Origin of the sequence: Pseudoalteromonas sp. 10-33 (genome assembly GCF_001469195.1) — a bacterium.
GTDB lineage: Bacteria > Pseudomonadota > Gammaproteobacteria > Enterobacterales > Alteromonadaceae > Pseudoalteromonas.
Genome location: NZ_LOFI01000026.1, coordinates 74,527 through 98,554 on the forward strand (window position 1 = coordinate 74,527; position 24,028 = coordinate 98,554).

Consider the following 24,028-nt stretch of genomic DNA (forward strand, 5'->3'; position numbering starts at 1 on the left):
CAAGGTGGTAAATGAAGCTATTGAAAGTGAATTATTATTGGTACCGATGAATGACCTTATGTTTTTAAAACTCATCTTAAATTTAGGACAACCTTTAGAACTCTTAATTACACTAATCTGAGGATATTAAAAAAACCCCTATTATCAGAATAATAGGGGGTTTATAAAAACAAGAAAATGACACCTATATAAAAGAAATAAATGTCAGCTTTTCAAGCTAATACTCTAATGCAATAAATACAAAGAGTTATTTTACTAACTGTTAATTAAAACTTATGGTTAAAACGTAGGCTTAAACGACGACCTAAACGCTCATCCAAACCAAACTGATTAAAACCGAACGAAGTAGCAGTTAGGTCATCAGCAGTGCGGTCAAGTAAGTTTTGAACATTTAATTGAACTGTAGTTGAAGTGCCCAGGTTATAACCAATACTCAGATCATGCAGGAAACGCGAAGCATTTTCATTAGTAAAATCGCCTGTTAATGTACCATCTTCTGAACGTTGGTAATTATATGAGTATAATTGCTGCTCGAGCGAATCAATCAACGTTCTGTTCTGCCAACGAACACGATGGCTAACAAATAGATCTTCATACATCCAATTAATATCAAATGTACCTGTCCATTCTGGATCTGCGAAATCGCCGACATCTTCTTGAACTTCAGACGTCGCAGTAGCTTGGTTTTCGTTTGTGATATTGTGTTGTGTTGTAGAAGCAATATTCAAATTACCCCACTCACCTAAATCATGGCTATAAAACACAGAAAGTGACACAGCCTCAAATGTTGCTAATGCTACATTCGCTGGTTGATTTCCTGCACGAATAACTTGATTGTCATCTCCACGTGTGAATGTATCACAAGCCGTTTCGTTCGGAAAATCAACTGAGTCGTAACAATTCGCTGCTAGGGTCTCAAATGTAACGTCATTGATTGCACCTTCAATCTCAAGGTTATAATAGTCAAGTCCTATTTGTAAGTTTTCAACAAAGTCTGGAGTCCAAGCTAATCCGTAAGTGTAAGATTTACTTGTTTCTGGATTTAAGTCAGGATTACCTGAAACATAACCAGTAGATATAGTACCGTCTGAAATTGATGACGTGAATGTATCAGTATCTATTCCTAATGATTCACAGTTTGCTTTACGTGCTGTTGGGTTAGGCCCAAGACCAACGTAACGTGCATCACATGGATCATCCCCAGAGATGAATGATTGTTGTATTGGTTGGAACAACTCATTAATTGATGGGTTTCTGAACGCTGTTGCATAAGTTGCACGTAAAGATAAATCACTGTTTATTATCCACTTCATGCTAGCTTGAACAACATCCTCTTCTGTTGAACGATCTTCAAACCCAGCTGGAGCATTTGTATTGAACTCTTGATTACGGTATGCGCCACTTACTTCGAAGTATTGTACAAAAGGAATATCCATATCAGAAGAAATAACAGGTGCAACTACTTCTACATAATATTCATTTGTATCATACCCGCCGTTAACCGGACGATCAATTGAGCTACGAGTAATTGGCACTCTGCCGCCTACTGCAGGCTCATATTTACTTTTTTCTACACGTCGCTCAACACCAACTACGTAATCAAGTGGTCCAGCAGGTAGGTCAAAAGCTGCGCCACCAAGGTTAAATGTATAAACTGTTTGCATATTGCTCGCTTGAGACATTTGCGAGCCGCCTGTAATGAAGTCAAGTGACGCATTTGATGCTTGTGAACCAAACAGGTTAAGTGGTTGACATCCATCTAAAAACGGCAGGTCCTCATCAGTTAAACCTGATCCAGACGCCTGTGCATTAAAGCCTTCTAGAGTGCCTGCTGCAAGATCAGCGTAAGCACCACAAATAACATCACCGCGTTGGAAGCCGCCCGTAAATGCTGAACGTGAGCCTTGTAGTGCAGCTAATGCCTCGTCTAATGTATTAATATCATCGCGAGAATCACGTATTTGAGACAGCATTGCATCGTCAACACTACGCGCATCAACTGCATTTAGGAATCTTCCATCAACAATCCCCGTTGTTCTAATGTTCACATCTGAACGGCCATGAACAACGGCCGCATCCCAATAAAAATCTCGATCTAAAAATTCAAATTCACCTTCAAGAACATTACTTACGCGCCAAGTATGCGTTTCATTTGAGTTACCGCCTGACGAAACTAAATCATTATTGAACCGATGAATCGAAAATTGGTCTCCCTCTAACCCTGCATCTACTATTGCTTGTCGAGCTTGAGATGATAAAAACGGGTTGTCAATTGGTACTGTGATTGCAGCTGAAGTGCCTCCAAAGAAACCGGTTTGGAAACCACCTTGGTTAACCAGCTCAGTACCATTTGTGTTAGCGTAAACAATATCACTTATATAACGAAGGTTATCCGTGATATCGTAGTTAAATGACACATACAGGTTATGGCGGCTTGTTGGTGAGCGAATTTGAGAAACACTATCAAAGAAATCTATTCCACAAATATTACCGCGACCATCATCATAAGTTTCAAGTAATGCTCGCCCAGACGGTAATGTCGGACCTGAGTTACATTGTTGGATTTGGCCGTCTTGTGTAAACTCATAGAAATTACCATCTGCCCATGAGCCACGACCAACACTTGGCGCAAAACCAGCTCCAGCAGGTGTTACAGCACCAAAATCTGTGAACAGTTGAAGGTTAACTTCATCATAAAATAAAGATACAGACTGTAAGTCATCATCGTTAATAACACCGTCACCATTAAGGTCGTCTATTTGCCCATCACCGTTGCGGTCTAAAAACTCATTTGTAGTCCCCCCAGAGCCTGGGTTATTGTTACAAAGAAAATCTTGATCACATTCTAACAAACCATTTGTACGTGTATATTCCACACCAAATGTCAGGTTACCACGGCCATTATCAAAGTTTCCGCCGCCAACAGCACTAATTTGGAAATCACGAGCATTTCCAGCATCGTTTTCACCGTATTGTGCTGTTACTTCAAAACCTTCGTAATCATTTTTTAAGATAACGTTTACAGTACCACCGATGGCATCGGCACCATAAGTTGCCGCACCGGTAAGAGGAACAACTTCAATGCGGTCGATTAAAGCAACAGGTATAGTGTTAATATCAACTTGTCCACCACCAATTGAAGCTGATTGTGAGCTAACCATTCGACGACCGTTTACTAACGTAAGTGTGCGTTGAGTACCTAAATCAAATATATTTGCCTGATTTTGACCCGCATTGGCAGCATTTTGGTCACCTTCAGTTGTCAAAGAACCACCGAACAATGGCGATTGATTAAGCAAATCGGCAGCGTTAGTGAAACCTCTTACTTGAATATCTTCTTCGCCATAAGAAAAAATGGGAGCACTTTCACTAATTTCTGTACGCTGAATACGTGAGCCTGTAACTGTAATTTTTTCTACTTTTTCGAGTTTTTCTTCTTCTGCAGCAAATGAGCCTGCTGAGAAAGCAGCAGTAGAAACTGCGCCAAAAGCAATCGCTAAGCGAACAGCTTTTGAAACTTTATTATTTATCATTTTGATATCCCTGTTAAAATTTTTAGTTTTATTGTTTCAAAATAAGCAAAAAATTAACAAAATTGCCAACTTTGAGGTTACATACTAGTCATAAATGTACCTTTTTGGCAACACGCAATGCGTTAAATCGTACCATTAATGGGTTATAAACAACCCAAAGCGATGAGCGTAAAAAATGAATTATGAATATTGAAGTACTTTTTATTTAACTGATAACAGAGAAGAGCGGAGTCTGATAATAACTTCTTGCGACTATCACCCAAGTGATAAGGGATAAAATGGGCTAGTAAACCAACCGACTGAATCATCATATAGGTTAAATTAATAGAACATGTGTACTGAGTTCAGTATTGATTAGCGTAAAAATATGTAGATATGTTTGAAGATGTATATTGTCTAAGGTCGTGAGTGTATATACCCAATTTTTTTAGATTAAAGATTTATCGATAGAAAATTATAATATGAAACAAAGCTATCAGTGATTTAATAAATATACCTAAGTAGGTATATTTATTAATCATCACTCGTGAGTATTATTAGTTATTTAGCTAAATACTTTTGAAGTTCGACGCCTTCAAACGCTTTTGGTCGACGACCTCGGCCGGTCCACTCTATTACTTCACCATTTAGTTCCATTCGGTATTTAGGCGCAACTTTAGTACGCTTATCTGAAGTAATATCATGTAAGTCTTCTATTGTAAGTCCTTTTTCCTTTAAAAGATCCAAAACTTCCTGTTTTGCTTTTTGCTGTTGGGTATATTTTGAAATTGCATCAGTAACTAATTGTTGTGCTTTTTCAAGTTCAGTCAAGGATGCGGTCTTTATAAAAGCTCGAACTTCTTTCATTTATATCTCTTTAAATTTATAAACATATCAAAATTAGTATAGATACTTTAATTTAAAATAACTATGACAAAGAATAAAGATTTAAAAAATAAGAAATTGGTATTACTAAAATTAATATACGAAATAACTATATATGCTCAAGTTTATTAAAAACAAAATTGATATAAACTGTTAACTAAATACTAAATTACAGCTACATTTTCTCTGGACAAATTTTTATTTGCCAACAAAACAACTCATTATTTACATTGAATGCCGCAATAGACATTTCCATATTTTTAAGCTTTGCAGCTTTAAATTTTTCGTAAATTTCATCTTTACTGAATGCAACAGAAGTTTGATCTGATAACCTTTCAACCTGTTGTTTTAGAGCGTTCTGTAACCCACTCAATTTTGCTTTACTCGTTTGGTCAATATTCAGCATTATCTTTGATACTTTAGACATTATATCTGCAAACCAGAATTTTTCTTCATCATTGGATATATTTAAGCTCTGAATTTTTTGTATCGCTTCTTTATTTCGTGTCTGAAATAACTCAATATTACCTTGAAGCTTCAAAGTTACTAAGTTTTCAAGTTCATTTAATATGCTGTTTTCTAACATCCAATTAAGTACTTTCAAACCGCTTTTACAGTCGTTCGTAATTGCCGAATCAGGGTGATGCATCATTAATATGATTTCACCATCATTCTTAAGTACTCTACATGCCTCATTTAAAGAATGTGCCCAATTTGAATATTCAAAACCGAATTGGCTGACTAATATATCAAAGTATTCATTTGGATAAGGTAAATCTTCTACTGAAGTATTAAACTGGAACTTAACTTTACTGATAGCACTATTTATTTCGTCAACATCACTGGCAATTTTTAACTCATCAATGTTTGCTAAGTCGCAGCCATACACCGAGCCAGATAAGTTTTTTCTTTCTAGAAGGCATTGTAGCCAAATTGCTAAAGCTCCCTTACCGGTTGCTAAATCAAGGTAAACAGCGTCTTCTCCTTTTTCTAATACAATTTCACCCCAAAACTTTAACACTTCTTCTGGGTAACCTAGGGCTGTATTTGCATCTCCAAAACTAGATAAAGCTTTAGTAAGGTCCCAGTAATGATCCCAGTGCATTTTATTTTCTCCAAAAAAAAGAGTGACTCAAGAGTCACTCTTTATAATATCTAAACTAAAAACTTAGAAAGACTGTTTAAAGTTTAAGTACATTGTGCGACCAAAACCTGAGTAAAGATCGAAGTTGTAGTCACGACCGCCAGAAGCGAAAAGTGGTGGCTGTTTACCGAATGCATTTTGTGCACCGAAGCTCACTTTACCGTTCCAAGGTGTGTTGTACGCTACTTGTAAGTCATGAGTTACCCATGAAGGAATGTGACCTTCACACTCACCATCTGCAGTAATGTCTTCACACTGGCTATCAATAAGGTTTAGATTCCAAGTGAAGTCAAAATCAGAAATAGAGTAAACATTAGACAGGTTTAAACGCATTTGCGGTACACCTGGATCATCAACGAAGTTACGACCACCATCTGTGCTGTAATCTACAATGTGAGATAGGTTGAAGTTAGTTCTTAAAGTACCAGCATCACCAAATTCAAACATTGAATTAGCTTTGAAATCGATACCTGAAGTTTCTAAACTACCATCGTTACCAAAACCACGAACAAGGCTAGTAATCGCACCGTTTGGTGAACGAGATACAGTGAATGCAGCTGGCACAGAGTCACCACGTAAACGTGCATCAATGATAGATTGAGCAGAGAACGCACGGATTCGGTTGGTAATTTCAATGTTGTAGTAATCAAGTTCTACAGAAATAGCATCTGTCACTTGGTAAACAACACCAAGTGAGTATTGGTCAGATTGCTCTGAACCTAGGTCAGGGTTAGCAATAACTGTAGCGTTGATTTGCGAAGAACAATTTGCAGCTTCACCAATTGCCAAACATGTAGCTTCATCAGAAACTGAATCAGCTGATTCAGAAGGCTGTTGAGTTAAGTCTGGTAATGAAGGAGCGCGGAAACCTTTACCCCATGATGCACGAAGTACTAAGTCATCAATTGGGTTGTAACGTGCTGATACTTTAGGTGAGAAATCTGAACCATAGTCAGAGTAATCATCGTAACGACCTGCAAAGTTAAGCTCAAATTCTTCTGTTACTGGAACTAATGTTTCAAAGAATAAACCACGAACTGAACGTCCGCCACCAGCACTGCTACCTGAAGAACCACCTACTTGACCTGCTGCAGAAAGTGAATCGTACACGTCAGCATAATCTTCTGAACGGTATTCGAAACCTACGAAGCCTTGAATTGCACCAGCGTCAGTTTCCATGATGTCAAACGCAGCATTTGCGTAAAACTCTTCTTGGTTAAACTTACCAGTACGTGAAGTAGTTACCGTCATTGCGCCTCTAACTTCTTCAGATGCACCGAACGGGTCATTTAGCATGTAAGTACCGTCGTTGATGTATTGACGAGCAATACTACGAAGGATGTAACCTGTACCTACGTTGTGGCTTTCGTTGATAGTTTTACGAACACCTGTTTCAACAGAAACGTCACCAATCATACCTTTAGCGCCAAAACCGATGTCTTTAAGTTCTGTAGAAAGGTTATTATCACGGTTACCTAATGCTGCAAAACGATGCCAGAAATCTAGACCTTGCTGTTCCATTCCTAAAGAAGCATCGTAGATTGGGCTGTTAGGGTTAGTTGGGTTATTAGGGCTATCTGCACTGATAAATACTGTATCAGGTGATTCGTCGTAAGCTGTTGTGTCTAAGCCTGGAGCATAGCGACCGAATGACTTAGTTTGTGCGATGTTGATGTCTGTGTAAATGCTCCAGTCATCGTTCACATCGTATGAAGCTTTAACGAAAGCTGAGCGGTTTTTGATTGACGCTTCATCAGCAGATACTGCTGCGAAGTTAAAACCACAACGTGCGCCAATACGGTAAAAGTTTTCGTTACCTACGCCTTCACATGTCGCTTCAGGAGAGAAGAAATCAAAGTTACTTGATCTTACACCATCTGTAGTTGTGAATGTTGTGAAGTTATTTGAATAAACTGAACCACCTGGGCTGTACCATGGGAAGTCACGAGCGTAAACAATGTCACGACCGCTCCAAGATGCACCAGCAAGTACGCGAGAGTTGTCTGAAGAAGCACCGAAAAGTACAGAACCATTTTCACGGTCGCCGCCTTCATGTTCAATACGGCCAGAACCTAAAGTAACTTCTGCACCATTGAAATCTTTACGTAAAATTACGTTGATTACACCACCGATAGCATCTGAACCGTAAAGTGCAGAAGCACCATCTGTAAGGATTTCAACACGCTCAACTGCGGCCATAGGGATTGAGTTCAAATCTTGACTTGAACCAGTAAGAGTTGACTTAGGTAAACGACGACCATCAACTAAAACTAAAGAACGATCAGAACCTAAACCACGTAAGCTTACTGTAGTAGCACCTTGAGCAGAGCTACCAGACTGCGGACGGAACGAACCCAGACTGTTAAATGTAGTGTTACGTAATAAATCAGCTACTGAAGTTTCACCACTTAGCTCGATTGCAGTACGGTCGATAACTGTTACTGGTAAATCACCAGCCATGTCAACACGTTTGATACGTGAACCAGTTACTTCAATACGCTCAACTTTTTCTGCAGAATCTTCTTCTGCAGCAAAAGAACTTGCTGAAAATGCAGCTGTAGATGCTGCGCCAAAAGCGATCGCTAAGCGAACTGCTTTTGAAACTTTGTTATTTAACATTTGATTCTCCCAGGAATACATTTATTAATTATAATTTTTTCAGTCTAGCGGTACAAAACGTATCAAGTACCCCAATGACTGTGCCTTCAATGATAATACTAGTGAAAGAGCAAGGTCAACAAGGAATTAACGTTGCGTTAATAATTAATTACTAAAAATAGCTAAACGTTAATTTCACCAAAAAAAAATTAAATCTAACACACTGTTAAAAAACAAAAAAATATACAAATTAAATTAAATGCATTAACAGTATGTTGCTTTTTTTACTTCTAATTAAAATGTTAACTTTTGCTGGTTTTGTCGTTTAGCGTAAATTTATTGAGCAAAAAGCTCAAAAATCAGGCAGTAAAAGTTGCCCCCGATCGTTTTTTTTATCATCTATTGCTAAAGCATCAAATATTGCTGCCGATATCGGAACCAGCTGTCTCTGTTGATATAATTGGTAATTGAGTGTATTTTTTCCTGTACTTATTTCCGCGCTTTTAATTGCATAAACGTACTCTATAATTTGCCCGCGTCTAACTTCAAAGTCAGGATGTTCTGCCTTGTACTTTTTTACAGCTTGTACATGAGGGGGGATATTTTTTTCGTAATCGTTTAAATGTCGACCAAGGCGCTTTTTGTAAACAAGCTTTTGGTCAAACTCTCCGCTATACAATCGTTTGGTATAGTCTTTTACTATTTCGTGAAGTTGAGCAATTTCAAAGTGTGAATCAAATAAAGCTTCAAACAGCTCTTTTTGTAACTCTTGGGCAAATTCCGTCCAGTCGCTTCTAACAGTTTCCATTCCTTTGAAAACTATTTTAGATTCACCATCTATTGTTGTTTTACCGACGTAACGCTTTTTAGAACCCGTTTTTTTATCCCGAATAGTAGGCATAAAAAAGGGGCTGTAGTGGGTTTCAAATTCAATCTCTAAATAGCTTTTTAAATTAAAATGCGTTGCTATATATCGATCCCATTTATGGTTGATATGGGCCATTAATTCATTACCAATTTTATGGCAACACATGGCAGTTAAATTGTCGTCCACTTTTACAAAAATAGAATCCGTATCACCATAAATAACGCTGTACCCAAGCTCTTCCATCCATTTACGCGTAGTTTGCATAATTTCATGGCCCCGCAATGTAATAGAGCTTGATAATCTAGGATCATAAAATCGACACCCCTTCGACCCAAGCACACCATATAGGCTGTTCATAATTATTTTTATTGCTTGCGAGAGCATTGGTTGATGGGTGTCTTTTGCGTTTTGCCGGGTTTTAGTTAGGTACTCTACTAGTTTTGGTAAATGGTGCTCAGTGCGAGAAAACATTGCATCATTAAAACCTTGTATTGCATCACTTGGCGCATTTAAACCTTTTATTAACCCCAGAGGATCAATACAAAAAGTGCGCATAATAGAGGGATATAAACTTTTGAAATCTAAAACCAGAATATTTTTATAAAGCCCAGGCAATGAGTCCATCACGTAACCACCTGGGCTGTCAAAAGACAAACCATGGTCGCCTAAATTAGGGGCCACATAACCACTGCGGTGCAGCAAGGGTAAATACAAATTAGTAAAAGCAGCTACAGAGCCGCCCATCCGCTCAAGCTCAAGGCCTGTTAGCTGTGTGCGAACAATAGCAAATTCATATAAGTTTAATTTAGTGAAAATACGATTAACTAAAATACAATCTTGACGGTTATAAGCCGCTAAAGTCAGTTTATCTTCATTAAATTGACGGATAATTTCGCCTAACCGATTGTCTGATTGTATTAATTTAGCTTCACCTAATACTTTTTCAGCAATATTACCTAAAGAATAATTATCAAAGTGGTAAGTCGCATTTTTTAAGGTATCAATTCCATCAACAACGCACCGCCCTGGTAACGTAAGGCGAGTATAATGCCCCGTATTGATATTGATTGATTGGTTATCCCTGCCCAATTTAAGTGGGATTCCAAGCGCTTCGGCACGGGTGTTAAGTACGGTAAAATCAAACTCTATTACATTCCACCCAATAATAACGTCGGGATCATTACTATTTAAATAGGTATGTAACTTTGTAAGTAACTCAAGTTCATCTAAGCACCAATCAATGTTGATTTGCTCACTATGATTGCATGGCTCGCCAATCATTAAAACGCAATCAAGGTCATTACCAACAAGTCCAATTGAAAACAACACCCCTTCCCCATCGCATTCAATGTCTAATGACAGCGATTTAAGTTTGGGTGTGTAATCTGTATTCGCTTTTAACTTGGCATTTTGTATAAGCAAAAAACCGTTTTTTTGACTAACATCTCCAGTAACCCAAACCCCCCCTTTAATAAAGCGTTCCATTAAAAAGCGATCGCTGTGGCGAATGTCAGCTTCGTAAACGGTTATAGTGTTTTCGAATAATGTTCGAGCCTTATAAATACTGCTGGTATTATTAAAATAACAAGCAACACAAGCAGCACCACTAAAGTGACACATTTCAATTGATTTAAAATCAACAATAATGTTTGCGTTGTCTAGTAGCTGCTGGGCATATTGCTGCTGTTCTTTTGGAATAAAAAACACAGCTTGCTGATTTTCAATAACAACTTTGATTGGACCATGATCGGATACCAGCCAGTAGCACAGTGTGATCCCCTGACCATTCTTAGACGAGTATTGTTGCCTTGATAAAATAAAGCCCTGATAGATTGCTTGTGTCAATGCACGATCCCACTTAATATACACACTGTAATTATATACATACTTTAGGCAAATCATTCCATGCTTTCTGACTCTCTAAAAAAAACTATTAGGCAAGTGCACCAGCATGTGGCTAAAAACCTGAATGATTATAGGCCGCGCAGCAGTCAAAATTACCTTGTTGCAGAAATCGCAAAAACATTGGCTGGCGAGTATCACAAAAAACAGCGCATTTGTGTCATTGAAGCTGGCACTGGTACCGGTAAATCACTTGCATATTGTTTAGGTGCTTTGCCTTTAGCACTGGCACAAAAAAAGAAGCTGGTTATTTCAACCGCTACCGTGGCACTGCAAGAGCAATTAATTGCAAAAGAGCTGCCTTTTTTTAAAACACACTCTGGGCTCGACTTTAAATTTGATTTAGTCAAAGGGCGCCACCGCTATATTTGCGCACATAAACTCCACAATGCAGTAAATGGCGATAGCCAAACTCAAATGGATTTTATGCCAACACTAACCTCTCCATTAAGTGATATGGAGAGCAAATGCCTGCAAGGGCTATACGATGCTTACGTTAATAAAAAATGGCAAGGCGATAGAGATAGCTGGGCAGATACTATTCCCGACAGAGTTTGGAATTTAATTGCTTGCGACAAGCATGCATGTCAGCGCCAAATGAAAGCGCATTTAACCTGCCCATTTCAACTAGCCCGCCAGCAACTCATGCAAATGGACGTGCTGGTTATTAATCACTCTTTGCTTTTAGCTGATTTAGACTTAGGCGGTGGTAAAATTTTACCTGAACCCGACAACACTATTTATGTAATAGACGAAGCACACCATTTAGCCCATATAACACGCGATTTTTCATCAGCCGCAGCCACCATTAAAGGCACAATAGAGTGGCTGGATAAGCTTACAAAATTCAGTGGTAAAATGGCAAAAGTGCTAGTAGGACAAAGAGCCATAGGTCAAAACTTTAAACTGTGTGACAGTATAAACGATGCAAATAAAGACCTAAAAGTAGTGAGAGATATTCTAGATAACGCTGACTTTGAATATTCAAAAGACGACACATACCGTTTTGAACATGGTGAAATACCCAAGTCGCTACACAGCAAAGCAAAAGATATAAGCGAAGCAACACAAGATGCACTGCGTTGCTTAAACAAAATGCACGACACTCTTACGCAAGATGTGAGCGACGGTGATATAAAACCATACGTTGCCGATCCAATTCTTGCTGAAAGCGGTCACTACATTAACCGTTTAGAACAACTCAATAAGTTGTGGTTTAGTTATGCTAACAAAGGAGAAGGCATCCCCCATGCACGTTGGATAAAGCGCCTTGAGTATAAAAGCCATCACGACCACCTTTTAAGCGACTGCCCCATTGAAGTTGGCTACTACCTAAAAGACAAACTTTGGAATGAGTGCGCCGGCGCTGTTTTATGTTCTGCCACATTAAGTGCACTTGGTTCGTTTGACCACTTTGCTTACGAAAGCGGTTTAGCAAAAGAGGAAGGCGTTAAATTTATAAAGGTTCCCTCGCCCTTTGATTACCCAAAACAGGCAACATTACGCATCCCTGTGTCTAAAGTTGAACCTACCGATAAAGACTTTAGCGATCACTTAGCTACCACTTTGCCAGAATATTTAAGCACTAAAAAGGCAAACTTAGTCTTGTTTGCCTCGTACTGGCAAATGGACCATGTAGCAAAGTTTCTTAGAACAAAAGGTTTTAACTTATTAGTACAAGGTGAGATGTCGAGGGAAGCCTTGCTTAAAAAACACAGCCAAAATATAGATGCAGGTAAGGGAAGTATTTTATTTGGTACGCAAAGCCTTTCAGAAGGTCTTGATTTACCAGGGAAATATTTAGAAAATTTAATTATCACTAAAATCCCTTTTGCTGTACCTACCTCTCCAATAGAAGAAGCGCAAGCAGAATTTGTGCAAAGCAAAGGCGGTAATCCGTTTTTAACAATTACAGTCCCGGATGCTGCTAAGAAATTGGTACAAAGCTGTGGTAGACTGCTGCGAAAAGAGAGTGACGAAGGCTGTATTACTATTCTTGATAGGCGTTTAGTAACTAAACGCTACGGTAAAGCCATGCTCGACACCCTACCACCATTTAAAAGACAAATAGACTATTAATGTTTGAACTCGCACTCGACCCGACAACTTGGGCAATTTTATGTGCTGTTGCATTGGCAGCAGGCTTTATAGATGCAATTGCCGGTGGCGGAGGCATGTTAACCGTGCCCGCATTACTTACGGCCGGTTTACCACCGCACCTAACATTAGGTACTAATAAGCTAGCAGCAAGCTTTGGCTCGTTAACAGCAAGCTTTACATATTACAAAAAAAACCTTTTTAGCCCCAAATTTTGGTTAGCATCAATTATAGCAACCGCAATTGGTGCGCTACTTGGTACGGTTATTGTTGATTATTTAAGTATCGACTTTTTAAATAAGCTATTGCCAATTATTATTATTATTGTTGCCTGTTATAGCCTATTTGGTAATTTAAGCACTACACAAGGTGACCAACTGCCAAAGCTCAACAAAGCCATGAAAGTAAAGCAGTGGCTACAAGGCTTAACTCTTGGTTTTTTTGATGGGTTAGCCGGCCCAGGTACTGGCACATTTTGGACTGCGTCTAACGGCATGCTATATAAAATGAACTTGCTTCTAAACTGTGGTTTAGCCCGTTCTATGAACTTTGTATCTAACTTTATATCGCTCATTACCTTTGTTGCTTTAGGGCATGTAAACTTTTTATTGGGTATTACAATGGGCTTTTTTATTATGTTAGGTGCATGGTTTGGTGCCCACTCGGCAATTAGATTTGGCAGTAAATTTATTCGCCCTGTTTTTAATACCATGGTTATACTTTTAGCATTAAAACTCATTTACGAGGCTTACTTTTAACATGCAAGTAAATGCATTAGACAAGCTACGACAACAAGTGACTTCGCTTAAGCAACAAGCTGAGCAATTTGATAGAGCTAAATTATTTGCTAAAAATCGTTATATGCAAGCACAGCCTAGCCTATTTGATCGTGCTGTATTTCAAACTAAAAGTATGAGCTTAGTTGATTACGTTAACGAAATAGAAGAAGAAGTAGCAAGCTTACCACCAAGCGATCACCGCCATGCATACACCTATGCGTTAGAGCGTATTTCATCGCAAGTTCAGGCCGTGTTTAATGTTATTAAATCAACGCCAATTTGGGAAAAAGAGAATAAAAGCCGCTTTAAACCTCGTCCAAAACAAGCTGTTTATAAGCAAGCAGTAAAAAAAGTGATGCAGTCTTCTCATGAACTTTACAATGAGTTAAAACAAAACCACGAATTTGAACGCCGCTTAATGCTGATGATAGAAGAACGAAAAATGCAAATGGAAAAAGCATCGCCAGCAAAAGCCCAAAAGCTTAACCTTGAAATATTAAGTACTCACGCACGCTTGGGTCGATGCCGAAAAGCCATTTCAGCCACTGAAGATAAAATACAACAAGTAGAAAAACAGCAACTCCGTTAGGGCTTTCCATGCAGCTATACTACCACCCTCTTTATTCAAATTTACCTTTGCCCGAAAAGCACCGTTTTCCAATTCAAAAATATCAGCGTCTTAAAACCGAAATAGAATACTTAGGCTTTTTACCAACCGCATTCATGCAGCCCACCAAGGCAAGCCCCTCGCAATTGGCCTTATGCCACAGCACGCAATATATAAATGATTTTTTAATTGGTAACTTATCTGATAAAGCGATAAAAAAGATGGGCTTTCCTTATTCGGCTCAATTAGTTGAGCGTACATTGCTGTCTATAGGTGGAAGTATTCAAGCAGCAGAAGAGGCTTTAAAAAGCGGTCTAACCTGTAATTTAAGTGGTGGTTACCATCATGCCTATAGTGACTACGGCAGTGGCTTTTGTATATTTAACGATTTAGCCATTGCAGCCGCGCACCTATTAAACACCCATAAAGCCAAAACGGTGCTAATTTTTGACTGCGATGTGCATCAAGGCGATGGAACAGCGCACATTATTAACCAGCAAAGCCATAAAAACATTATTACTTGCTCAATTCATTGCGAGCAAAACTTTCCGCGTTTAAAGCAGCAATCTGATTACGACTTTTCTTTACCCGCTAAATCTGGCGACGATGAGTATCTGGGCACATTACAACACGCGCTCGTGCTGTGTGTAAGCATTCATCAACCAGACATTATTTTATACAACGCGGGGGCAGATATTTACACGAAGGACGAGTTAGGTTTATTAAATGTATCTCTAACAGGCGTTTATGAACGAGATTACTTTGTACTTAATTTTTGTAAGCAGCATAACATTCCGCTTATGTGTGCTTTAGGCGGCGGTTACCAGCGTAATTTAGACAGCTTAATCAACGTCCATAAACAACTATTTAAAGCGGCTATCGATTTATAACAATCCTTAGTATAAACTTACTTAAATGGAACATAACAAAGCGGTAGGAACATGCGATTACACGACGATATACATAACTATTACGAAAAAATTGTTGTTGAAGAAATCATAAAACGAAAACTCGACGAAAAATATGATGACGACGTTATGGCTGACTTTTGCTGTACAGTGTTAAACCAACTGCCACCTCGTTATATTCGTTACGACGTAGATATGGCCTTTTATCTACCACAAGCTGAACGCATACATATGGAAGAACGAGTTCAAACCGCTATTGATGTGGCTATTAGTCAAATATCTAAAAAGAAAAATTTAAATGACCAACCCTCTTGAGGAAGCGCCAACGCATATTAAACTCGCTGTTGATTTAATTATGATACTGGAGCAACACAACGTAGAGCCTGAAGAAGTATTAAAAGCGCTCGATATAGTGAAAAGTGACTTTGAAAAGAAGCTAGTTAACAACTAGCTTTATTCAACTGTGTCTACTTCATACACAGTGACCGCTCCGTCACGTTTAGTGCAATCAATTTTAATTTCGCCAAATGTTCTTCTAGCTGATGTTGACCTTCGGCAAGTCATGTTTTGAGCTTTAACACCAAACTGCTTAATGTAGAGCGCAACAATTGCATCTATTTGCTGCTTCTCTTCTAATGTTGCAGCGGCATAGAAAGTATCATATTGATGTGACCAATTTTCAACGCCAGCTTCTGCAGCTACACCTAACCACCCCATGCCAAGTTTGGTTGATTGATCCAAATATTGACCTTTTAAAAACATAAACGCTAGGGTGTATTGTGCGCTTTTATACCCAAGTGCTGCAGGCTCTTTTAAATCATTAAAAGCTTGCTCGTACAGCCCATTTTTATAGGCTTTAATACCGTTGTATTCTTTTTTCTTCATTGTATTATCGCTGTATAAATTAACTGGGGTCGACCCACACCCACTTAATAAACTCACAGCCAAAATTGCTGTAGCCAGTAAATACCTAACCATAACTAGTCCTTTATTATTTTTAATATGCGAGTACCGAATCTGGCTTACACTCTTCGTAAAGCCTGTTATTCTATAACTCTATTCGTATAATTAAAATATTATCATGAGCTTAGCAAGTTTACTTCGATTATTTTTTCTGGCTGCAATTTGGGGCGCGTCATTTTTATTTATGCGCATGGCCGCCACTAGTTTAGGGCCCGCAGTCTTAATAGAATTCAGAGTAGGCTTTGCGGCACTCACACTATTTATAGTTGCGCTGTATTTAAAACGTCGCTTGGCGTTTACTAAACACAAAAAGCACTTTTTTATAATTGGCGCTCTTAACTCCGCCCTGCCTTTTTTACTTTTTGCTTATGCCGCGCAAACTATCAGCGCATCTACGTTATCTATTTTAAATTCTACAACGCCTATTTGGGGCGCAGTTGTGGGTATTATCTGGAGTAAAACCAAGCCAACTAAGAGTATGGTTTTAGGCTTGCTGTTGGGTTTAGTAGGTGTGGCAATTTTAGTTGGGCAAAACCATCTTATACTAAATACTCAGTCACTTATTGCTATTGTTGCAGCGCTAAGCGCTTCATTTTGTTATGCCATTGCATCCCATTACACAAAAAATGCGCCAAAGCTTGCACCGTTCGATAACGCACACGGCTCAATGTGGGCAGCAAGTTTTATGGTACTGCCCCTTATACTTTTTATGCCAATGCGTGAAGTACCAACCACCAACGTTATGCTTGGCGTTTTAGCCCTTGGCGTAGTGTGTACAGCGCTTGCTTATATTTTATTTTTTAAACTTATTGAAGATATAGGCCCAACCTCAGCTTTAACGGTCACGTTTTTAATTCCGCTATTTGGCATTTTTTGGGGACATTTAATTTTAGATGAGCAAATTGGGCCAAACACGTTACTAGGCGCTTTATTTGTTATTGTGGGCACTATGCTGGTTACTGGATTTTTACCGCGAAAAAAAGCACTTAGCTAAAACAAGCTAAGTGCTTTGATGGTTAGCTAGCATTCCTGTATCAGCAATAACAGCTCGGCAGTGGCGGTTGCATCGGCCAATGCGCGGTGATGGCTGGTTAAATTTAAATTAAAATGCGCACTAAGGTTACCAAGCGAATACGACTTTAACCCTTTAAATGCTTTGCGCGATTCAACCACGGTGCACATTTTTGGCATTTTAAAAAAGTGCCCTGCACCCTCGCACTCTTTTTTAATAAAGCCGTAATCAAAGTTTACGTTATGGGCGACAAAAATACTGCCTGCGAGTTTATCTAATAGTGGCTGTGCTATCTCGGCAAATAAAGGTGCGTTGTAAACCATGTTATCGCTTATGCCGGTTAGCTTAGTAATAAAGCCGGGTATATGGCGCTGCGGGTTAATAAGAGTCGTCCAGGTATCTATTACTTTACCGTGCTGTACTTTAACTATGCCAATTTCGGTAATACGGTTACCGCCTTTTAAGCCGCCGGTAGTTTCTATATCAACCACACTGTAAACACGGTTTGGATCTACAAACCATTTAACTGCGGCAATATGTACCGTAAAGCCTACATTTTTTAAATTATCAATAGTGGTAAGTTGGTTGCGCCTAAGTTTATCGCCCGGGGCTTTTACCTCTTCAAAATGTACTTGCCCATTATTAATGACCATTAAATCGGGGTAGCCATCTTTTAGCTGCAAATACTGTTTGCTCATGGCCGTTAAGTGCGCAATTAACGCCTCAAGCGGGCTGTTTAAAATAAGTGCCTCTAGTGGCTCTAATAAATTGCTGCGCCATCTAAATAAACCATTGGGCTGCTCAAAATACTGCACGGCATGTTTACATACCAAATTAAGCAACGCCTGATTAGTGCTACAGCTTTTTAAACGTGCGTTAATTTGCTTGCTTTGTGCTTCATAAAAATTACCAAGCTGCAAAACTTGCGGGTAAATATCAAATTCATTACACGGCGGGTATGGCGACTCCACAAACAACTCGTGCCAAAATACTAAACCAAATAAGCTTTGCCATAAGGAGTTTTCCGTATTAAAAACCGTTAACCCTTTTGCGGTGTAATGCTCATTTACGCCTTGCTCTACATCGCCTCGGTAAATTTCGTCAATTTCCAGTACACATTGGGTGTCGGCCAGCATGGTGCTTAAGCGCGAACGCGTTTGTTTATTAAACTTACGCATTAAAAAGTCGTCAGCAAAGTACAGTAAATCGTCGGTGAGCGGGTTTTCTATTATTTGTTCTAGCTGCGCTTTTACCCACTCTTTATTACCTAAACGGTATTGCTCTCTTATTTGAATTTCATGGGCTTCAGCGTAATCGGTGCACCCTTCAAGTAAGCTAAATGCAAGTTCGCTATCGGTATTTTTAAGTTGTTTATACAGCCTAACCAGCAGTTTGTTTTTAATATCGTGCGCTTGTGCACCGTGCGCCGGTTGCGCTAATACTAAATGCGCAAGCTCGGTGTAAGGTGTTTTGTCATCTAAGGTTTCAGCTTTTGCATTACCACCCGTTTTGCCAATGTTTTTAAACGCTAAACGGTAACGATTTAAAACATAATTAGATTGCGCCTCAGCCAATGTATTAAAGCGCGACAAGCTCTCGCTGTGCCCTTCGCGGGTAGCGGTTAACCCTAAATCGCGCATAACAAAGCGGTTTTGATGATTTACATCGCCACTACTTAAGCGTCCTGCAAATAAAAACTCAAAATACTCGTAATAATCTTCGCGGTTATTAATGACATACTGGCTGTATAAAGGGGCAAGATCATCTGCGCGTTCACTAAAAAATTGGCACGCAATAGTGACCAACTCTCCTTTAGCTGCGCTTTTTTTAAAGCTTATTTGCTCACTGTAATTACTTAGTAACTCCACCAGCATGGGCTTAGTTAAATGCGCTATAAGAAGCGTGTAATGCTGCGCGTTTGGCTCATATAAAATACCCACTGTTTTTAGGGTATAAATAGCCTGATGCGGCGAGGTTATTTCTTCATAATTGAGCGATTGTGCCTGCACTAAATAAGGCTTGCGCGAATACACGCGTGCCAACATGCATTGGCTTTGCTCATCTAGCTGGTTAATTTTACAAATAAATTCACTATGTTTAGGCTCAAGTAAATGCATACATTTACTTGTTACAAACTCAATAAGCTCTCTAAAATGCGCTAAATAGTATTTTGCTGGTAATTCTTTTTTCATAACATCGCCACAACTGTATATAAAAACAGTATCTAGCATTTGTGCTTATTATTCAATCTTAAACTTGTAACTAAAACACGCTATAGTGAGCGTATAAAAGCACATTCATTAAAAATAAAGGACTTACCATGAGCGCGCACCCGTACGATGTTTTATCACTCAATAACGGCGCAAATATTATTTTTACGCCCTGCCCTGGCACAAAAACACAAAACCTAGCGGATTCAATTGCCACATTAAAGGCGGCTAAAACTCACATGCTGCTTTCGCTTATGCCGCAAAAGGAGCTTGAGAAAAACAACGTAGAAACCATTAATAGTGAGTGCAATAAGCACGATATAACGTGGTTTCATTTACCTATAAATGACGACGAAGCACCCAAACAGCCTTTTATATCAAGCTGGAACACCCACAAAACCGACATATTACAGGCCATTCAACACAAACAAACCATTGCCATACATTGCAAAGGCGGCACTGGCCGCACAGGGTTGGTGGCTGCGCTTATTTTAAATTCAGCAGGTTACACAAAAGACGAAGTATACAGCCTAGTACAAGGCATTCGCCCTAAAGCACTGACTATAGAATTACAAAAAGAGTACTTTGATGAGTTTATGATTTAGGTATTTACGAGGCGTAACCTTAACTTGGCGTGCGCTTTTTTATTTTAAATCTAGAACTAAAAAATGTGTGTATCAAACGTTTCTTAATTAATAGTTGGCCCTAAAAGACCAACTATTATTGTTGTTATTAAATTCAACTTTGGATAGGATTTCCAATACTTTCTAAATGCTCTGTTTGGCCAGCAGTAAGTGGGTAAATCGATTTTATAAAACATTTTTTTGTAGGTTGTTCAATGGTAGAAATTGAATCCCCTTCCTTATGTATAACAAAATTAGAAAAGCGGTTTAACTCAATTCCATGAGATTCATTTAGGTCATGGCAAGTGCCCTGGGTTTCAATCAAATAATCTTTTTTATGTGCCGCTGAAATAATTAAAAATTTATCAGAAAGTGGTTTCCAACCTTTAAACCTAAAGCTATTGATTTTATCTTCACCTGCTAAGTTTTCTTCAGACAAGTACTTTGCATATGCTTGGTCTTTTTCTTTCAGTGAAATATTGCTTGTTGCTGAACAGCCTAAAAGCACTGTTGCTGCTAATGTAATAACTAAAATGTTTTTCATAAATTATCCCTATAAATTAAAATAATTAGGTAGATTACAAATGTATATTTATTGCGAAAACATACAACTTAGTAGAGCTTAATTTTTACACCCACCCTAAGAAGAACAAAAAATATACAGTCAACTTTACAATAGAATATTATTTTATCTTTGTCATCTTTTTGTTAACATTTTAGGTAAATTTAAAGTGTTTTATTTCATAAAAGAGGTGGCAATAAATCCCCTTTTATAACTTTAAGATATATGAATTCTAAAAATCATTTATAAAAATCAATTTATAATCATATCAATTAGCGTCTAGCCGCTGCAAACAACACATTAATAGTCAGCACAGAACCACAAAGCTACTGATAGTTAAACGCCCATTAACTGGGTCACAGGCATAACCATTAGACGCGTTTATATTACCGGAATGCAATAAGTTACTTGGGTATATCACAACCCGATTTAGCTTTGCCTCTACACTGTAAACTTGCTCAAACAAAACTGTGCTGCCATTTATGTAATGTGGATTTTTATGAAGCTTTTGCGCCATGGCTTGTTGCTTTATAGCTTGCCTATAAGGGATAAGTCGCTCTTTTGTTATGCGTTCATACCCTAGGGCTTTATGTTTATAAAATGAAGTACCCCCATGTGTTTCATCACATAAAAAATGCACCATAGCGAGTTGGTTCATATTGGGCGTGTCAAAATGGGGAAGCATCTGTATTGGCCTGAGTTCATCAGGCTCAGTACATGCAATTGAAAAGGCAGAAAGTATTACATCAAACTCGTTTTTATCTGCCATATCAAAGTGTGAATTAATAATTGGAGCCAGTGCTTTTAACTGCTCTATATAACTAAGCGGTGCTGCTTTTCTTACTCCTGGGTAAAAGTCACTTTCTAGTGTGCAAAATGTTTCCCTCGCATTTTGAGAAAACACAGCAAAATTAATAAGTGCATCTACATTATTTACAAAATCATCAATAACAATAATTGGGGTTTTTTCCTCCCCTACAGTGTGTACCTGTAATGCCTTATTTTTGTTAAGTGTAAAATCAATCATCTGCTAAATTAAGCACCGCATTTTTACGCTCTATTAATGGGTATATCTGGCCGAGTGAGGTTACTACTGTATAAATGGCAGGTAATAAAGCACTTTGATGTAAAAGCGTAATTTGCTCACTATTAAGTTGTGCGAGTTTGTCTTGATGAATAGTGTATAGGCCGTTTAACTTTGTTTTTTGGTTATTTTCAAACGTTACTTCAAGCGATAATGGCTGTAGTAGTTCATACTTTAACAAGGTATCAATTAGCTTTTTATTGTCTATTTCGCCTTGCAATAAATGCCCTAAACACTGCTTTATTTGTTTAAAATAGCCACTTTCTTCAGCGCTTTGGGTATAAATTGGTTCTAAATTATTTTCGCTTTGCCCAGAGTTATCAACTACTGCAGGGCTATTCAAATTAATACACACAGGGTATTGCGTTTGCTGGGCATGCGTATCACCAACAAAAAATGGCTGACGCTGTAACTGAAGCGGTAAATATACGCCCAGCCACTGCGATTGCTGATAAAACAAGTTCTCATGTTGCTCAAAGCCTAATAAAGCATTGAGTGTAAACTCCCCTGTTTCTGAGTTTTTTGCAAAAACTATAGGCTGCTGAACGGCAATTTGGCTAAGCTCCGCCATAACTACGGGGATCATATTAAGATTTTTAGCGTATGATTGTGCTTTTTGTGTATCTATTTTTATATGCTGATGAGCACTTTGCTCTAATGCGACTAAATTTTCCATGCGTGTCTCTTTATTGTTTTTATGTGTAAATTTTTAAGCTAAATAGCACTAAAACCATGGAGCTTAATTTTATTAAGCAGCTCTCGGTTACTAGGTAAGTTAGTGACTGCTTGGTTTATCATGCTCTTATTTTTATCAAACTGACTTTTAGCAAAAACAGTGTCTTTAAGCATATAGGCAGTTGTGCTGTAATCACTTTTAAAGCCCATACCGTATAAAACATATTGATAACTCGCCGCTGGAAACACCTCATTATTACTTGTAAAGTCGTGATCAGCAGGAGCGCGGTATTGCCATAACTTCATTAGATCTTGTAAGCTTTGAGGAATTGTTTTTGGGTCTCTGTTGTCGCGCCAAAATGCGTTATCGTCACGGTTCGATAAAATATAATGCAGTTTTAAAAAGTCGATTATTTTTTCCCATCTATAGGTAAACGTCTCGTTAAAGCGTTTGGCGGTAATATCCATAATATCTCGGGTATGGGGGAGCTGTTCGCTGATCATTTGTGCTGACATTTCTACTAATACCAATGCAGAAGCTTCAAGTGGCTCTAAAAAACCAGCCGAAAGCCCAACCGCAACACAGTTATTTTGCCAAAAGTGTGAGCGATGGCCACTTTTAATAGGGATTTTTCTAACTGTTAACGACTCTATTTTATCGCCTACATACGCTTTAAGCTTTTCTCGAGCTTGAGCTTCGCTACTGTATTTACTCGAATACACATAACCTACCCCACGGCGATGCTGTAACCCTATATCCCATATCCAACCTGCTTCTTGCGCTGTTGAAATTGTGTGAGACGCAATGCTCTCATCATCATTCTCATAAGGAACTTGCACTGCTAAGGCGGTATCGATAAACAGCACATCATCACACGGCTTAAAAGGAACCTTGTAATGCTCGCCTAATAACAATGATGAAAAACCGGTACAATCGACAAATAAATCACCGCTAATTTCACCTTGTTGATTTGTGGTAACACTTGCAATATCGCCATTTTTAGCACTATTAACCTGTGTTACATCAGCTAAAAAATGTTTAACGCCAAGCTGTTGTGTACAATGCTTTTGTAAAAAAACGGCAAATTTTGCAGAGTCTAAATGGTAGGCATAATTGGCTATAGCTGCGTATTCTGGGGTGCGAATTGTTTTAGGAGCAAGCCCTTGCTCACAAATAGCTTCTTGGTAACACACTGCACTTGAAAAAGACGTTGACTCAGCGGTGTTATTTAACCAGTGGCCAGCCATATCAGTTTTTGAAAAGCCCTGTGGCAAAACTAATGGGTGATAGTAAAAATCATCATCGGAGCCATCCACCCATTTGGCGAATTTTGCCCCTTGCTTAAAGCTTGCTTCACACTCGCGTATAAAATCAGTTTCGCTAATACCGAGTGCTATTAATGTACTGCGCATGGTAGGCCAAGTGCCTTCGCCAACACCTATAATTGGTACATTTGGAGACTCAACGAGCACAACATTAAGGCCATCTGGGGTATTACTTTTATGGTGCGCCGCTAATCGTCCGGCTGTTAGCCAGCCCGCTATACCTCCACCAACGACAACCACTGTTTTTATTTTTTTATTTTGCTGGTTCATACT

Annotated in this window: 19 protein-coding genes; 8 read left to right on the forward strand and 11 right to left on the reverse strand. The window is 38.7% G+C overall.

The genetic code is table 11. The features are described from left to right. Positions 1–266: 266 nt before the first annotated feature. The 5 genes from ATS76_RS15780 to ATS76_RS15800 all read right to left on the reverse strand — a co-directional run bounded on the left by ATS76_RS15780 (position 267) and on the right by ATS76_RS15800 (position 10,852). Positions 267–3,533, reverse strand: a complete 3,267-nt coding sequence (locus tag ATS76_RS15780) for a TonB-dependent receptor domain-containing protein (protein ID WP_058552838.1) — start codon at positions 3,531–3,533, stop codon at positions 267–269. Between the two features lie 540 nt (positions 3,534–4,073). Next, complete coding sequence (locus ATS76_RS15785; protein ID WP_058405661.1) at positions 4,074–4,379, reverse strand: H-NS histone family protein; 306 nt, start codon at positions 4,377–4,379, stop codon at positions 4,074–4,076. 193 nt (positions 4,380–4,572) lie between these two features. Further along, complete coding sequence (locus ATS76_RS15790) at positions 4,573–5,502, reverse strand: class I SAM-dependent methyltransferase (protein ID WP_058552839.1); 930 nt, start codon at positions 5,500–5,502, stop codon at positions 4,573–4,575. Positions 5,503–5,565: 63 nt separating this feature from the next. Then, complete coding sequence (locus ATS76_RS15795; RefSeq protein WP_082664361.1) at positions 5,566–8,160, reverse strand: TonB-dependent receptor; 2,595 nt, start codon at positions 8,158–8,160, stop codon at positions 5,566–5,568. Positions 8,161–8,491: 331 nt separating this feature from the next. Next, a complete protein-coding gene (locus ATS76_RS15800; protein WP_058552939.1) occupies positions 8,492–10,852 on the reverse strand; it encodes a DNA polymerase II in 2,361 nt (786 codons plus the stop codon). 60 nt (positions 10,853–10,912) lie between these two features. Between ATS76_RS15800 and dinG the strand changes: the two genes are divergently transcribed. The 6 genes from dinG to ATS76_RS19130 are packed head-to-tail and all read left to right on the forward strand — an operon-like array spanning position 10,913 to position 15,751. Beyond that, positions 10,913–12,988, forward strand: a complete 2,076-nt coding sequence (dinG, locus tag ATS76_RS15805) for an ATP-dependent DNA helicase DinG (protein ID WP_058552841.1) — start codon at positions 10,913–10,915, stop codon at positions 12,986–12,988. After that, positions 12,988–13,764, forward strand: a complete 777-nt coding sequence (locus ATS76_RS15810; RefSeq protein ID WP_058552842.1) for a TSUP family transporter — start codon at positions 12,988–12,990, stop codon at positions 13,762–13,764. Before dinG ends, ATS76_RS15810 begins: the two co-directional genes overlap by 1 nt. A gap of 1 nt (position 13,765) precedes the next feature. Then, complete coding sequence (locus ATS76_RS15815) at positions 13,766–14,374, forward strand: primosomal replication protein (protein ID WP_058552843.1); 609 nt, start codon at positions 13,766–13,768, stop codon at positions 14,372–14,374. Positions 14,375–14,382: 8 nt separating this feature from the next. After that, positions 14,383–15,282 carry a histone deacetylase family protein gene (locus tag ATS76_RS15820; RefSeq protein ID WP_058552844.1) on the forward strand — a complete coding sequence of 300 codons (900 nt, stop codon included), beginning with the start codon at positions 14,383–14,385 and terminating at the stop codon, positions 15,280–15,282. 51 nt (positions 15,283–15,333) lie between these two features. After that, entirely contained in the window at positions 15,334–15,615 is a 282-nt protein-coding gene (locus ATS76_RS15825) for a late competence development ComFB family protein (protein WP_006793580.1), read from the forward strand. Next, positions 15,599–15,751, forward strand: coding sequence for a YbaM family protein (locus ATS76_RS19130; protein WP_008129305.1), 153 nt, complete (start codon positions 15,599–15,601; stop codon positions 15,749–15,751). The genes ATS76_RS15825 and ATS76_RS19130 overlap by 17 nt, the downstream gene beginning before the upstream one ends. A gap of 2 nt (positions 15,752–15,753) precedes the next feature. Here ATS76_RS19130 and ATS76_RS15830 read toward each other — a convergent pair whose 3' ends face one another. After that, a complete protein-coding gene (locus tag ATS76_RS15830; protein ID WP_058552845.1) occupies positions 15,754–16,278 on the reverse strand; it encodes a sel1 repeat family protein in 525 nt (174 codons plus the stop codon). A 103-nt stretch (positions 16,279–16,381) separates the two neighbouring features. Between ATS76_RS15830 and ATS76_RS15835 the strand changes: the two genes are divergently transcribed. Next, complete coding sequence (locus ATS76_RS15835) at positions 16,382–17,257, forward strand: DMT family transporter (protein ID WP_058552846.1); 876 nt, start codon at positions 16,382–16,384, stop codon at positions 17,255–17,257. Between the two features lie 26 nt (positions 17,258–17,283). Here the strand turns inward: ATS76_RS15835 and ATS76_RS15840 are convergent, their stop codons facing one another. Then, complete coding sequence (locus tag ATS76_RS15840; RefSeq protein ID WP_058552847.1) at positions 17,284–19,506, reverse strand: exonuclease domain-containing protein; 2,223 nt, start codon at positions 19,504–19,506, stop codon at positions 17,284–17,286. 89 nt (positions 19,507–19,595) lie between these two features. On the opposite strand from ATS76_RS15840, the gene ATS76_RS15845 reads away from it, so the two are divergent. Further along, positions 19,596–20,090 carry a phosphatase domain-containing putative toxin gene (locus ATS76_RS15845; RefSeq protein WP_058552848.1) on the forward strand — a complete coding sequence of 165 codons (495 nt, stop codon included), beginning with the start codon at positions 19,596–19,598 and terminating at the stop codon, positions 20,088–20,090. Between the two features lie 133 nt (positions 20,091–20,223). Here ATS76_RS15845 and ATS76_RS15850 read toward each other — a convergent pair whose 3' ends face one another. The 4 genes from ATS76_RS15850 to ATS76_RS15865 form a co-directional block, all read right to left on the reverse strand. Further along, positions 20,224–20,652, reverse strand: coding sequence for a DUF6491 family protein (locus tag ATS76_RS15850; protein ID WP_010557150.1), 429 nt, complete (start codon positions 20,650–20,652; stop codon positions 20,224–20,226). 325 nt (positions 20,653–20,977) lie between these two features. Then, positions 20,978–21,697, reverse strand: coding sequence for a DUF6445 family protein (locus ATS76_RS15855; protein WP_058552849.1), 720 nt, complete (start codon positions 21,695–21,697; stop codon positions 20,978–20,980). Continuing rightward, on the reverse strand, positions 21,690–22,430 hold the full coding sequence (locus ATS76_RS15860) for a SapC family protein (protein ID WP_058552850.1): 741 nt from the start codon (positions 22,428–22,430) through the stop codon (positions 21,690–21,692). Before ATS76_RS15860 ends, ATS76_RS15855 begins: the two co-directional genes overlap by 8 nt. A gap of 38 nt (positions 22,431–22,468) precedes the next feature. Then, on the reverse strand, positions 22,469–24,025 hold the full coding sequence (locus ATS76_RS15865; RefSeq protein ID WP_058552851.1) for a tryptophan halogenase family protein: 1,557 nt from the start codon (positions 24,023–24,025) through the stop codon (positions 22,469–22,471). Between the last annotated feature and the right edge of the window lie 3 nt (positions 24,026–24,028).

What these genes read in the sequence shown, in the direction of transcription:
- ATS76_RS15780 (WP_058552838.1), bottom strand. Translation starts at nt 3,533, where the DNA reads ATGATAAATAATAAAGTTTCAAAAGCTGTTCGCTTAGCGATTGCTTTT.
- ATS76_RS15785 (WP_058405661.1), bottom strand. Translation starts at nt 4,379, where the DNA reads ATGAAAGAAGTTCGAGCTTTTATAAAGACCGCATCCTTGACTGAACTT.
- ATS76_RS15790 (WP_058552839.1), bottom strand. Translation starts at nt 5,502, where the DNA reads ATGCACTGGGATCATTACTGGGACCTTACTAAAGCTTTATCTAGTTTT.
- ATS76_RS15795 (WP_082664361.1), bottom strand. Translation starts at nt 8,160, where the DNA reads ATGTTAAATAACAAAGTTTCAAAAGCAGTTCGCTTAGCGATCGCTTTT.
- dinG (WP_058552841.1), top strand. Translation starts at nt 10,913, where the DNA reads ATGCTTTCTGACTCTCTAAAAAAAACTATTAGGCAAGTGCACCAGCAT.
- ATS76_RS15810 (WP_058552842.1), top strand. Translation starts at nt 12,988, where the DNA reads ATGTTTGAACTCGCACTCGACCCGACAACTTGGGCAATTTTATGTGCT.
- ATS76_RS15815 (WP_058552843.1), top strand. Translation starts at nt 13,766, where the DNA reads ATGCAAGTAAATGCATTAGACAAGCTACGACAACAAGTGACTTCGCTT.
- ATS76_RS15820 (WP_058552844.1), top strand. Translation starts at nt 14,383, where the DNA reads ATGCAGCTATACTACCACCCTCTTTATTCAAATTTACCTTTGCCCGAA.
- ATS76_RS15825 (WP_006793580.1), top strand. Translation starts at nt 15,334, where the DNA reads ATGCGATTACACGACGATATACATAACTATTACGAAAAAATTGTTGTT.
- ATS76_RS19130 (WP_008129305.1), top strand. Translation starts at nt 15,599, where the DNA reads ATGACCAACCCTCTTGAGGAAGCGCCAACGCATATTAAACTCGCTGTT.
- ATS76_RS15830 (WP_058552845.1), bottom strand. Translation starts at nt 16,278, where the DNA reads ATGGTTAGGTATTTACTGGCTACAGCAATTTTGGCTGTGAGTTTATTA.
- ATS76_RS15835 (WP_058552846.1), top strand. Translation starts at nt 16,382, where the DNA reads ATGAGCTTAGCAAGTTTACTTCGATTATTTTTTCTGGCTGCAATTTGG.
- ATS76_RS15840 (WP_058552847.1), bottom strand. Translation starts at nt 19,506, where the DNA reads ATGCTAGATACTGTTTTTATATACAGTTGTGGCGATGTTATGAAAAAA.
- ATS76_RS15845 (WP_058552848.1), top strand. Translation starts at nt 19,596, where the DNA reads ATGAGCGCGCACCCGTACGATGTTTTATCACTCAATAACGGCGCAAAT.
- ATS76_RS15850 (WP_010557150.1), bottom strand. Translation starts at nt 20,652, where the DNA reads ATGAAAAACATTTTAGTTATTACATTAGCAGCAACAGTGCTTTTAGGC.
- ATS76_RS15855 (WP_058552849.1), bottom strand. Translation starts at nt 21,697, where the DNA reads ATGATTGATTTTACACTTAACAAAAATAAGGCATTACAGGTACACACT.
- ATS76_RS15860 (WP_058552850.1), bottom strand. Translation starts at nt 22,430, where the DNA reads ATGGAAAATTTAGTCGCATTAGAGCAAAGTGCTCATCAGCATATAAAA.
- ATS76_RS15865 (WP_058552851.1), bottom strand. Translation starts at nt 24,025, where the DNA reads ATGAACCAGCAAAATAAAAAAATAAAAACAGTGGTTGTCGTTGGTGGA.